At 38.3% G+C, this 10,960-nt stretch carries 14 protein-coding genes; 3 read left to right on the top strand and 11 right to left on the bottom strand.

Translation table 11 applies throughout. From position 1 onward, the window contains the following. Window positions 1–240: 240 nt before the first annotated feature. Window positions 241–468 carry a hypothetical protein gene (locus tag CWO92_RS20990; protein WP_101356161.1) on the bottom strand — a complete coding sequence of 76 codons (228 nt, stop codon included), beginning with the start codon at window positions 466–468 and terminating at the stop codon, window positions 241–243. Window positions 469–632: 164 nt separating this feature from the next. On the opposite strand from CWO92_RS20990, the gene pdaB reads away from it, so the two are divergent. Beyond that, complete coding sequence (gene pdaB / locus CWO92_RS20985) at window positions 633–1,382, top strand: polysaccharide deacetylase family sporulation protein PdaB (RefSeq protein ID WP_101356160.1); 750 nt, start codon at window positions 633–635, stop codon at window positions 1,380–1,382. Between the two features lie 23 nt (window positions 1,383–1,405). Here the strand turns inward: pdaB and CWO92_RS20980 are convergent, their stop codons facing one another. Then, on the bottom strand, window positions 1,406–2,074 hold the full coding sequence (locus tag CWO92_RS20980; protein WP_101356159.1) for a KinB-signaling pathway activation protein: 669 nt from the start codon (window positions 2,072–2,074) through the stop codon (window positions 1,406–1,408). Window positions 2,075–2,264: 190 nt separating this feature from the next. Here CWO92_RS20980 and gerD point away from each other — a divergent pair, with 190 nt between their 5' ends. After that, window positions 2,265–2,897, top strand: a complete 633-nt coding sequence (gene gerD, locus CWO92_RS20975; protein WP_101356158.1) for a spore germination lipoprotein GerD — start codon at window positions 2,265–2,267, stop codon at window positions 2,895–2,897. A gap of 29 nt (window positions 2,898–2,926) precedes the next feature. On the opposite strand, the gene salA is transcribed toward gerD, so the two are convergent. From salA to CWO92_RS20955, 4 genes are all read right to left on the bottom strand, one after another. Beyond that, window positions 2,927–3,985, bottom strand: a complete 1,059-nt coding sequence (gene salA, locus CWO92_RS20970; RefSeq protein WP_101356157.1) for an iron-sulfur carrier protein/transcriptional regulator SalA — start codon at window positions 3,983–3,985, stop codon at window positions 2,927–2,929. Between the two features lie 119 nt (window positions 3,986–4,104). Continuing rightward, entirely contained in the window at window positions 4,105–4,815 is a 711-nt protein-coding gene (gene cwlD / locus CWO92_RS20965; RefSeq protein ID WP_101356156.1) for an N-acetylmuramoyl-L-alanine amidase CwlD, read from the bottom strand. Between the two features lie 101 nt (window positions 4,816–4,916). Beyond that, window positions 4,917–5,360: a YbaK family protein gene (locus CWO92_RS20960; RefSeq protein ID WP_101356155.1), complete on the bottom strand. Its 444-nt coding sequence runs from the start codon at window positions 5,358–5,360 to the stop codon at window positions 4,917–4,919. A gap of 285 nt (window positions 5,361–5,645) precedes the next feature. Further along, entirely contained in the window at window positions 5,646–6,905 is a 1,260-nt protein-coding gene (locus CWO92_RS20955) for an MFS transporter (RefSeq protein WP_101356154.1), read from the bottom strand. Between the two features lie 223 nt (window positions 6,906–7,128). On the opposite strand from CWO92_RS20955, the gene CWO92_RS20950 reads away from it, so the two are divergent. Beyond that, window positions 7,129–7,509 (top strand): YkvA family protein, encoded by a 381-nt coding sequence (locus tag CWO92_RS20950; protein ID WP_101356153.1) that lies wholly within the window; start codon window positions 7,129–7,131, stop codon window positions 7,507–7,509. Window positions 7,510–7,566: 57 nt separating this feature from the next. Here the strand turns inward: CWO92_RS20950 and pqqE are convergent, their stop codons facing one another. From pqqE to CWO92_RS20925, 5 genes are read right to left on the bottom strand one after another with little or no spacing between them, the layout of a single operon-like run. Then, window positions 7,567–8,691: a pyrroloquinoline quinone biosynthesis protein PqqE gene (gene pqqE, locus CWO92_RS20945; protein WP_101356152.1), complete on the bottom strand. Its 1,125-nt coding sequence runs from the start codon at window positions 8,689–8,691 to the stop codon at window positions 7,567–7,569. After that, window positions 8,675–9,037 carry a pyrroloquinoline quinone biosynthesis peptide chaperone PqqD gene (gene pqqD / locus CWO92_RS20940; protein ID WP_101356151.1) on the bottom strand — a complete coding sequence of 121 codons (363 nt, stop codon included), beginning with the start codon at window positions 9,035–9,037 and terminating at the stop codon, window positions 8,675–8,677. Before pqqD ends, pqqE begins: the two co-directional genes overlap by 17 nt. 14 nt (window positions 9,038–9,051) lie before the next feature. Next, window positions 9,052–9,801, bottom strand: a complete 750-nt coding sequence (gene pqqC, locus CWO92_RS20935) for a pyrroloquinoline-quinone synthase PqqC (protein WP_101356150.1) — start codon at window positions 9,799–9,801, stop codon at window positions 9,052–9,054. A gap of 2 nt (window positions 9,802–9,803) precedes the next feature. Beyond that, window positions 9,804–10,730 (bottom strand): pyrroloquinoline quinone biosynthesis protein PqqB, encoded by a 927-nt coding sequence (gene pqqB / locus CWO92_RS20930; RefSeq protein WP_235851647.1) that lies wholly within the window; start codon window positions 10,728–10,730, stop codon window positions 9,804–9,806. Then, complete coding sequence (locus tag CWO92_RS20925) at window positions 10,718–10,960, bottom strand: hypothetical protein (RefSeq protein WP_101356148.1); 243 nt, start codon at window positions 10,958–10,960, stop codon at window positions 10,718–10,720. The genes pqqB and CWO92_RS20925 overlap by 13 nt, the downstream gene beginning before the upstream one ends.

Raw genomic sequence — 10,960 nt, 5'->3', positions numbered from 1 at the left:
CTGTTCAGTTTTCAAAGACCAATACTCAGTTACTTTTCAAGAAGCAACTTTTATATTATATCATTTATCTAATCGCCTTGTCAACAAGTTTTTCTGTTGCTCATCAGCGACATATATTAATATAACAGGTTCCTTATTTACTGTCAACCTTCTCTCTCCCTTTTTTTTAAAAATATTTACGAAGCCAGTTTTTCTCTCAAAATATATGTTGGAATAAATTAATGGATAAATACTTACATATCAGCTTTGCTTCTTTACTTTGGTAGAAATAATATAGTTTACACACTCACTATGTGGAGCAACCCTCGTAAAAAGGGAAAATAAAATTTTATAGCGCTCCTTCATTGCTCTTTTCACAATGTAATCTATTCTTGGATCCTCTAAATCATGTAAAATTTCGTCCATCTCTCTTTTTAATAAATATTGGATTTCTAATTTTTCTTTTTCATGAATGATCAAACCGAGCATTCTGCACACCCCTTCTTAGTAGTAAGTCTAGTTTTTTCCAAATAGCCTAAAATTATAAGAAGAAAATCTTTTTGTTCATATTTTTTAGATGGGCAAGCATATGATTCTTATAAAGAACTTGTCTTATACAAAATCCGATAACCAATAACAAAAGGGGGATAGATATGAATTTTTTTATGATATTAAATGGACGTAAAGTGAAACAACTCATGTTCATTTTAGTAGTTTCCTTCTTTACCGCACTTTTCCTTTATTCTCAATCTGCTGCAAATGTTTCGGTTTTTTCCACTAAGGGAGGACCAAAAGCAGTGTATAAAGGAGAAAAAGGAATAGCACTAACCTTTGATATTGGCTGGGGAGATGAAAAGGCCGCTGGTATTATTAAGGCGCTAGAAAAAGAAGGTGTAAAATCTGCAACGTTTTTTCTTTCAGGTTCCTGGGCCGAGAGACACCCAGATATTGTTGATAAAATCGTGAAGCAAGGATATGAAATAGGAAGCTTAGGCTACGCATATGAGGATTATACAGAGCTCGAATCAAGCAAAATTAGAAGTGATATATTAAAGGCGCAAGAGGTATTTAAGAAATTGAATATTAAAAATGTAAAACTTTTGCGGTCTCCAACTGGACATTTTGATGAAAAAACATTAAAAGTTGCGGAAAGTTTGGGTTTAACTGTTGTTCATTGGAGTGTAAATTCTAACGATTGGAAAAATCCTGGTGTGAATAAAATCGTCCAATATACTGCGAAAGCGAAAAATGGAGATATCATATTATTACATGCCTCTGATTCGGCACGGCAGACAGCTAAAGCAATACCTTCTATCGTGGAAGAGTTAGCAAATAAGGGAAACTTTATTAAAGTTTCTGATATGATTGCAAATGGAAAAGTGAAGACAACACTTATACAATAGCGATAAAAAAAACACGAGGTGCTTTACTTTTTCTCGTGTTTTTTCCCTTTTTCTGCTTTGCGCATTTCCATTCTCTTTTTTGCCTGCTCCCGCTCTGCCTCTGACTTTTTAAGATATTTCGGCAATATTAATATTTGATATGCATTACAAATGATTAGTGGATAAATCATCAGGAAAATCCAGCTTTTTTCGTTTACTCGTAAAACCGGGACCCATTCCACTATCGTTACCACCACCATAAAAAACAACGCAGAAATAAATGTATTTTTATGAGTTTGTTTTGTCTTAAAATATGCAATAATTAAACCAACAACTAAAATGAATACAGCAAGTCCTATGTAGGGCAAAATGCTTTCACTGCTTTTAGCAAATCTTTCAAAACGAAAATAAACTAAATCAAACAATGCAAATAAAATAAGCACTACTTGTACAGGATTCCATAATGAGCGGAAAATACCTAGACCAAACTGATGAATCGTTAAATATGCAAAATAACCAACCTGACTAATAACACTAAAAATGAAGCCAACCCCAACAAGCCAAACAAATGTGGAAAGAATACTGGATATATTAAATTCAATAAAATATTCTTGAAATTCACCCCAGCGGATCACAAAGCCTAATATTCCGGTTGTTAATCCACCAACTATTAATGTGGAAAAAAACAAACGTACCCAATTTCGACTCGTCAATTGAGAAATCCTCCAATTCCAAAATTATCATCCTTTTGATTGTACCAACCGCATTATAAAAAATCTAGAAATTCCTCTCTTTATGCATAATTCTTTTATAAAATCCCATATTAACATTAAAAGTCCTATGTAAAGGATTAAAGATTTCTCCATAAAAGAAAATGCGGTTTAAATGAAAGGAGCTATTCTTATGAAAAAGATCGCTACATTGCTCCTAATACCCATGATTCTTCTGTTAACTTCCTGTTCAGGAAGTGAAACAAAAGCTGGGCAAATGGATTACGATCAAACAAAAAAAATGATTGTCGATATATTGAAAACGGATGAAGGAAAGAAAGCAATACAAGATATTATGACCGATGACAAAATGAAAAGTCAGTTAATTATGGATCAAGCAACCGTTACAAAAACAATCGAAAAATCATTAGTATCCGATAAAGGCAAAGAATTTTGGAAGAAGGCTTTCAGTGATCCTGAATTTGCTAAGTCATACGCAAAAGGGATGAAAAAAGAAAATGAGAATTTATTGAAGAGCTTAATGAAGGACCCCGATTATCAAAGCATGATGCTTTCGATATTAAAAGACCCGGAATATCAAAAACAAGTTCTCAGCTTGATGAAAAGTAAGGAAATGCGGAAACAATACCAAGACACCATGATTGAAACAATTGATAGCCCATTGTTTAAAGCAAAAATGCAAACCTTGTTACTAAAAGCCGCGCAAGATATGAATAATGAAAAAAGCGGCGGACAGCAAGGACAGCAACAAGGAGGTACTTCCGGCGGTGGGCAGCAGCAAGGTGGCGGATCTGGAGGACAATAAAAAACCTGCTGCATTGCAGCAGGTTCATTTTATTTATCCAACAATGTAATAACCTTTTTAGCAATATCCTCGTAAATAACGCCTAATTTGTGATCTTTCGCATAAATAGAAGGTGCAAAATCCTCTTCATTCCAATCTGGCTGTTGTAATGGCAGTTGACCCAAAAGTTCGGTTTGCAGTTCTTCTGCAAGCTTATTACCTCCACCTTGTCCAAAAACATATTCCTTTTCCCCTGTTACTTTGCTTTCAAAGTAGGACATATTTTCAATCACACCAAGGATTTCATGTTCTGTTCTCAAAGCCATAGCACCGGCACGTGCTGCTACGAATGCTGCAGTTGGGTGTGGTGTTGTGACGATGATTTCTTTACAATGTGGAAGCATTGTATGAACATCAAGGGCAACATCACCTGTACCTGGAGGTAAGTCTAACAATAAGTAATCTAATTCGCCCCACTCTACTTCCGTAAAGAAGTTATTAAGCATCTTCCCAAGCATAGGTCCACGCCAAATTACGGGTGCATTATCCTCTACAAAAAATCCCATAGAAATAACCTTTACTCCAAATCTTTCAACTGGAATAATTCTTTCCCCACGGACTACTGGTCGTTGTGTTACCCCCATCATATCTGGAACACTGAAACCATAAATATCTGCATCAACTAGTCCAACTTTTTTTCCTAGTCTCGCAAGTGAAACCGCTAAATTAACAGAAACAGTAGATTTACCTACTCCGCCTTTTCCGCTGGCAATGGCAATAAAGGTAGTTTTGCTATTTGGAGACAGGAGATTATTTCCTTGATCTTCTGGCTCTGATCCGCGAAATTGTGCAAGAACTTCATCAGGAAGCTCTGCAAAACGAATCCCTACCGTTTTTGCTCCCGCTCCTTTTAATGTATTAACGATTAAAGTTTGCAATTGTAGCTGTTCACTTGTACCTGTTTTGGCAACTGCAATCTTTACACTGACATGTTCCTTCTCCTCTTTTATATTTATTTCTAGAATTCCATTTGTTTCTTCCAACGTTTTATGTAAAAAAGGATCTTTCATTACTTTTAATAAATCAAAGACTTGTTGTTTCGTTAACAATTTGATACACCTTCCTTATGCCATAATCTCTAATTCCTCCCCAAGTATATCACAATTTAGAAGAAGGGAAAAAATTGAAGGAAAAAGAAAAAATAAATGGCAATCGAATTCGATTACCATCATTTTAAATCTTTTTCATTTGTAAAATATCTCATGATTCCATTATAAATAGAGGCCGAAACCTTTTCCTGATATTGATTTGATTTTAAATTCTGTCTTTCTTGTGCATTGGAGAGAAATCCAACCTCCACTAATGCTCCAGGTTTTTTGGAGTTTTTCACGATATACACATTTTGGAGCATTTTAGCTTGTCTATCTGTGTTTCCTAGGTTTTTAATCAATTCATCCTGAATAAACTTTGCAATTCGTTTATTTTCAATAAGATGTGGGGAATAAAAAGTTTGTGCACCACTCCATCTTGGTGATGGAATAGAATTTAAATGGATGCTAATATACAGATCTGCATCCGACTTATTTATTAACTCAAGCCTTTTCTTCAAATCCTCAACTTTCCTTCTACTATATCCTCTTACATCAGAACCTGCTAAATCCTTATCCGTTTCCCTTGTCATTAACACAAGGGCACCTTGTTCTTGCAAAAAGTCCCTTAGTTTTAGTGATATCTTTAAGGCTATTTCTTTTTCTAGTGCGTCTTCATCCCCAGCCCCCCCATCTGGACCACCATGACCAGGATCTAAATAAATTATTTTTCCTGAAAGGGGAAGATTCCATGAATCCCATGTATCCTTTTGGAAAAATTGAAACTGGAAAAGTAAAAATAACAAAATTGCCCCAAAAATAAAAGCAAATGTCTTTATCCTTCGCTTCATCCGATTCTTTCCCTTCCTTGTCTCTATTCAAAACATATGGGACAAGAAAGGTTTTTAGAACAGAAAAAAGGGGACAAAATGTCCCGATTCTAAAAATACCCTTAATGAAGCCTTAACTTTCTTCTTTGCTCTCCCTTTTTAAAACCTTCCATCCACCATTTATCTACGAATTGTTCACAACTATAATAGCTGGACTCTTGAATAAGACTCTCATCCCCAAATTTCCAATAGAGCCAAAAATTATAAAGGGTATCGGTTAGATGTTTTAATTCTTTTTCACACCGTAATCTTATATGTTCAATCGGCTCTGACCCGTAACCAAAACGGCTATATTGTCCACCTAATAAATATGCCTCAATGGCGACATCGTAGCACCCTTCCTCTATTCCTTGCTCGACCCAAATACCGCCCTGGACTCTTTCAGAGCCAAACGAATCCTGTACACTTTTCTTTAAGCTTTCGATGGAAAGCTCCCGCAGCAGCTTTCGCTCGTTCTTGATTTGTTTTTCCCGTCTTCTAGCTGATAAAGTTGTGATAACATTCATATCCCATCCTCCTAACGATATTTTTCAACGAATGCTATCTTCTAATTCAGAAAGAAGACGCTTAAACTTTACCAATCAATACGAAAAGTGGAAATACCTCGAAAAAAAAACTGTACTGAAGTTGTCCACAAACTAGTGAAATTAGCACTTTGAATTTCACCAAGTGAAAATAGTATTCCCATTTTCAGCAAGTGAAAATAGTATTTCCATTTTCAAATGAAGATGACTTATCTTAGAGAAGGCGCCGGAAGCTTATCGTGCAAGTGCCAGAATGCTGATCGCCACTCATCCTGACGACGCATGTGTTCTCATTCGTACATCATAAGAACTGAAAATTTTCCCATAAAAATAAGCAAAACTATATTGTAAACCTGCAGCTATGTAAAATGGCAGAGACAGTGAACCTAATCCAAATAGATAACCTGAAATATATGGCCCGATAGAGGAAGGGATGCGCATAGAAAGAACATTCACGCTTGATGCAAATCCTCTGCGATTATCACGAGTTAAGCTTACACTTAATGCTTGCTGTGCCCCTTGTGTTCCCCTATTTAACGCGGTGCGGATTACATATGCTAAGGAAACAAGGCCAAAGTTCGGAAGCAAAGGTATTAAAATTAAAAGTGTACTTGCCAAGAAGCGCACCAATACAATGGACCGGATATTTCCATGCTTTTGGGATAGTCTAGCTTGGATAACAGAGGTAATACCGGTTGCAAAAAAGGTAACAGCCAATGTACCTCCAATTTGTGTACTGCTTGCTCCAAATTTTTCTGAAAGCCAATAAGACATCATTGGCCCTGTGAGGCCGACCGCCAAGCCGTTAAGAATGTTAATCGCCGCTAGTTTAAAAACAGCTTTATTCTCTTCGGAATGGATGTTTTTATCCTGACACTCAGCCATCTCTTCTTTTTCGCTAACAACTTTAACAGGTTTCACACTCTTTACGGTCACAATTATGGAAGATGTTATGAGCGATAAAACGAAAACAAAGAAAAAAATAGAGCGGAACGATAATTCTCCAGGAAGAGTATTTCCCCAAAACGCTGTTGTTCCTCCCAAAACAGCTCCCGTTGCCATTCCAAAAAAACTAAGGGCATTATTCAGGCTATACACCTTTCCTCGTTCAGCCGCTGGAATAAAAGTGGACAGCCATGCTTGTTCTGCAGGAGCACACGGACTGGGTGAACCAGCATCCGCCTTCCCAAATCCAGAAAGAGAAATAGCTATAAACAACCAAATAAAGTTTGTTGTCAGTACTCCAGTCAATGCACATGCAGCTATTAGTAGTTCATAAAACAGAATAAACGGCTTTCTTCCTATCCTGTCACTATAGATTCCTATGCATGGTGCAAGACCGATAGCTAATAAGCCACTTGTAGCAAGTACACCCCCAATCGCTGCAGTACTCCACCCCAATGCATCAAGATATAACGCCAAATCAACTACCATCATGCCTTGTCCAACACTTCGCAAGGCGTTTACTAACATAAGTCTACGTGCCCCGGAATGAATCTGCCCGGAAACCGTACTCTTAAAAGACATACTACTATCACTTCTTTTCTAAATTATATTTACACAAGATATAGGGAATATTTGGTTTTATTTAGGATGCCAAACCATATTGTATTTATTCACAGATTGGTGCCTACAAAAAATCACAAGTAGTTTTTCTGGGCATACTATGATTAAAAAACATGGCCGGAGATACAATAAAGGAAAATAAGCGGACTAAAAATAAGGAACTGTAAGAAAGGATAGGACGAAAATGAAGGAAAAAGTAAACAAGTGGAAAGGGATTATTCAAAATATAAAACGTAATATCCATGTCCTTTATTTAGCTTATCGTCACCAGGAAACTCCATGGTACGCAAAGGCATTCTCACTATTTATTGTGGCATATGCGTTAAGTCCTATTGATTTTATCCCTGATGTCATTCCAGTGTTAGGGTATTTGGATGAGGCTGTCTTATTGCCTTTAGGAATATTAGGTGCATTCACAATGATTCCGAATCATGTATTGCAAGAATGCCGAAAAATTGCTGAGAGTGCCCCAAAACGATTGAAAAAGAATTGGGCAGCAGCCATTGTCATTCTTCTAGTTTGGATTAGCCTAGCCACCTCTATATTATTTAAATGGATTATCTGACGATCATGAAAAAGTGCCGAAGGATTTTTATATAGTCCTTGGCACTCTTTCTCCTTCTTATTTTTTTAATAAGGTTTTATTTTGATGCCTTCGGTAAATAAGTGGTTTATTCTGTGGCTTTGGATCATTATTTGCGTCCTGAACGGCTTTTTCAATTAAGTAATGTTCCGGAGCCCATTTACAAGCTGGATCTGTTGCAAAAGAATCTCCTGTTAAGGCAAAAGCTTGGCAACGGCAACCTCCCCCATCTTCATGTCTAAGATCACATGAACGGCAAGGCTCCGGCATCCATTCCTCTCCGCGGAAACGGTTAAAGGAGGATGAATCGTTCCAAATACTATTTAATGAAGAATAACGTACATTTTCAAAGGATAAATCTTTAATCATTGCGGCGGTCGGGCAAGGTAGAGCAACTCCATCGGGGGCTACAGTAAGACCTATAGCAGCCCAGCCCCCCATACAAGGTTTTGGTGTTGATGCATAATAATCAGGGATGACCCATATAATTTCCATTTTCTTTTCAAGGCGTGCTTTCGCTTTTCTATAGATTTCACTCGCACGTTGAATCTGTTCCCAGCATGGCAGCAACTGTTCACGATTAAGCAATGCCCAATTATAATATTGAGTGTTCGCCAGTTCTAAACGTTCGGCTCCCGTTTCCTCTGCCAGCTTTAAAATTCCCTCTAGTTTATCTATATTCATCCGATGAAGAACAACATTTAAGGATAAGTGCATTTCCGCCTCTTTTACTGCTTTAACCGCTTCTCTTTTCTTTTCAAAAGCTTTATATCCGCCAATAATATCTGAAAGCTTTGCCTCTCCCGCCTGGAAACTAATCTGAACATTTGCCAAACCTGCATCTTTTAAACTAGTTGCCTTCTCCGCTGTTAGTCCAATCCCACTTGTAATAAGATTGGTGTACATCTCTAATGAATTGGCATGGCGAATGAGAATTTCTAAATCATCCCTTAAGAGCGGCTCTCCTCCTGAAAAATGAACTTCAACAACTCCTAAATCGGCAGCCTCGGATAAAACCCGAATCCAGTCCGCCGTTGAAAGTTCTGATTCCTTTTGCGCCATCTCCAATGGGTTAGAGCAATAAGGACAATGCAAGGGGCAGCGATGCGTTAGTTCTGCCAGCAACGAATAAGGAGGTTCTACTAAATTATTTGTCTTCGGCATGACTATGAATCACCACCCATCCTTGCTCGGCCATCTCTTGAAGAAACCCGGAAATATCCTCTTCTATCGTTTGTATATCCGGTAGAGTACTTATATCTGATGCATTATTGCCATCCTTAAGCGAAGCCCTCATCTTTTCTGCTATACCTTTCACCGTTTGACTTCCATCACATAAAATAAGGATAGATGCGGCAGTTTCGTTTAGGATCACAACCTTTTCCGGTAATAAAAGCAGGTGCTTTTCTCGTACTTTATCAAATTTTAGGCGTGCCTTTGCTGCGAGTTTTGGAAAGCAACTAACTAAGATATCTACCACCACCAATCCTCTATTCTTCTTGTCAGCCATGATGAACTACTCAATTATGCCTTAGGGATAAAAGCCTTTTCAGTAGCATCTAGCTGTGCCCATAAAACATCACACTTAAAACGTAAAGCTGCGACCGCTCGTTGTTGAGCTTCTGGTGTTTGGCAATATGTTAACACTAGCCTCATTGCAGTGTCAGAGTCCTTAGGCGCCTGTGTTAAACGACTCTGAAAGTAATCTAGTCCGCTTTTATCGATCCATGTATAATGCCGCTCCAGTATTTTAATTCTCTTAGAAATTAAATCGGGTGAAAATAATTCTGTTAACGAGGAAGCCACAGCCTCAATCCATGGTTTTGTCCGCGCAAAGTTTACATAGGCGTCTACTGCAAATCGAACACCCGGAACGACATGCTCCTCGCTTAATACTTCTTCCCGTGATAAACCAACTGCTTCACCTAGTCTTAGCCATGCTTCAATACCGCCGTCCTCTCCATTTGTACCATCATGATCAATGATTCGCCCAATCCATTGACGTCTCAACTCCATAGACGGTAAATTGGAGAGGATGGCGGCATCTTTAATTGGAACGCACTTCTGGTAATAATAACGATTGGCTACCCAGCCACGAATTTGCTCTCGACTTAATGTACCTTGGTGCATCTTTACATGAAAAGGGTGTTTATCATGATAGTAGGATCGCCCTACATCTTTTAATCTCTCGGTAAATTCATCAGCTGTCCACAATACATTGCTTTCTTGATTTCGTTCTTTTTCCTGACCAACGAAACCTACTTTTTCAAGCATGATTACACCTCCACTTCCATTCCATCATAAGCAATCTCAATTCCTAATCTTTCTAATGTATTCCTTTCAAGAGATCCCATCTCTAAAATAGGATTACTATTGTTAATGTGTATTAAAATTTTCCTTTTTGCTGGAATGGCTGCTAATTTTTCTGCAATCCCTCCTCTTCCTCCAATAGGCAAATGTCCCATGCTTTTTGCATCACGCTTCGTTGCGCCCATCTCTACCAATTCATCTTCAGACCAAAATGTACCATCAACCATGATAATGTCTGCTTTCTTTAAACTTGCTTCTATAGCTGGTGTAATCACATCCAACGTAGGGAAATAGGCAAGACATTTGCCGGATTTCTGATTATGCAAAACCAGTCCTACCTCCCAAATATTTTCGGGATTATTCCCCTCATCGTATATCTGCGTGTAAAGAGGTGGCTTGTTTGAAACAGGGACCGTCTCAATGAGTAGCATTTCTTCATCACTTCCACCCGAAGGTCCTACCCGCAACAGAAAGTCAGGAGAAAGACACTGCCACTCCCATGTACAATAGTCTTTCAGCATAGGAAACACTGGAAAGGAAGAATGCAATGTTTCTCTTACCATTTCAGTTCCATAGATAGTTAGACAAGAGCCTTCCCGAAGCGATAATAATCCTATGGTGTGATCAAGCTCAGCGTCGGTTAAAATTACTCCGGCTAGAGGTGTTTCTCTGATTCCGGGACCAGCATGCAGTGCAGGAAACGACTCTATTTGTTTATGAACATCCGGTCCTGCATTAATCAGGTACCATTCTTTTTCATTTGCACTTACTGCAAGAGATGATTGAAGCAAGGGCTGAAATGCATCGTTGCCATTGCGAACTTGCTTACAGTTGGAACAGGCACAATTCCACTGTGGAAACCCTCCACCTGCCGCTGTTCCTAAGACTCTAATTCGAATTTAGAATCATTCCTTTCCCCTCTGACCTCGTTTTGTTTATCTTCTTTGGATTTCCCTATAAGCCTCCCAACTTGCCATCCAATCACAACATTGGAGAGACCCATCAGAGAAAATAATAGATAATCTCCGATTGGTTCAGGAGTTAGCAGGTCTACGCCTAACCATACACCTGTGGTAGCGGCACCAATCACCGCACCGATTACCGATTTAAAGTATCGATTCAT

The organism is Heyndrickxia camelliae (assembly GCF_002844575.1).
Lineage (GTDB): Bacteria > Bacillota > Bacilli > Bacillales > Bacillaceae_C > Margalitia > Margalitia camelliae.
The sequence above is the reverse complement of the archived record's forward strand: the minus strand, read 5'-3'. Positions and strand labels throughout refer to the sequence as shown.

Bases quoted from the DNA above. Each gene is read 5' to 3' on its own strand.
- CWO92_RS20990 (WP_101356161.1), bottom strand. From the start codon at position 468: ATGCTCGGTTTGATCATTCATGAAAAAGAAAAATTAGAAATCCAATAT.
- pdaB (WP_101356160.1), top strand. From the start codon at position 633: ATGAATTTTTTTATGATATTAAATGGACGTAAAGTGAAACAACTCATG.
- gerD (WP_101356158.1), top strand. From the start codon at position 2,265: ATGAAAAAGATCGCTACATTGCTCCTAATACCCATGATTCTTCTGTTA.
- cwlD (WP_101356156.1), bottom strand. From the start codon at position 4,815: ATGAAGCGAAGGATAAAGACATTTGCTTTTATTTTTGGGGCAATTTTG.
- CWO92_RS20960 (WP_101356155.1), bottom strand. From the start codon at position 5,360: ATGAATGTTATCACAACTTTATCAGCTAGAAGACGGGAAAAACAAATC.
- CWO92_RS20955 (WP_101356154.1), bottom strand. From the start codon at position 6,905: ATGTCTTTTAAGAGTACGGTTTCCGGGCAGATTCATTCCGGGGCACGT.
- CWO92_RS20950 (WP_101356153.1), top strand. From the start codon at position 7,129: ATGAAGGAAAAAGTAAACAAGTGGAAAGGGATTATTCAAAATATAAAA.
- pqqE (WP_101356152.1), bottom strand. From the start codon at position 8,691: ATGCCGAAGACAAATAATTTAGTAGAACCTCCTTATTCGTTGCTGGCA.
- pqqD (WP_101356151.1), bottom strand. From the start codon at position 9,037: ATGGCTGACAAGAAGAATAGAGGATTGGTGGTGGTAGATATCTTAGTT.
- pqqC (WP_101356150.1), bottom strand. From the start codon at position 9,801: ATGCTTGAAAAAGTAGGTTTCGTTGGTCAGGAAAAAGAACGAAATCAA.
- CWO92_RS20925 (WP_101356148.1), bottom strand. From the start codon at position 10,960: ATGAATCGATACTTTAAATCGGTAATCGGTGCGGTGATTGGTGCCGCT.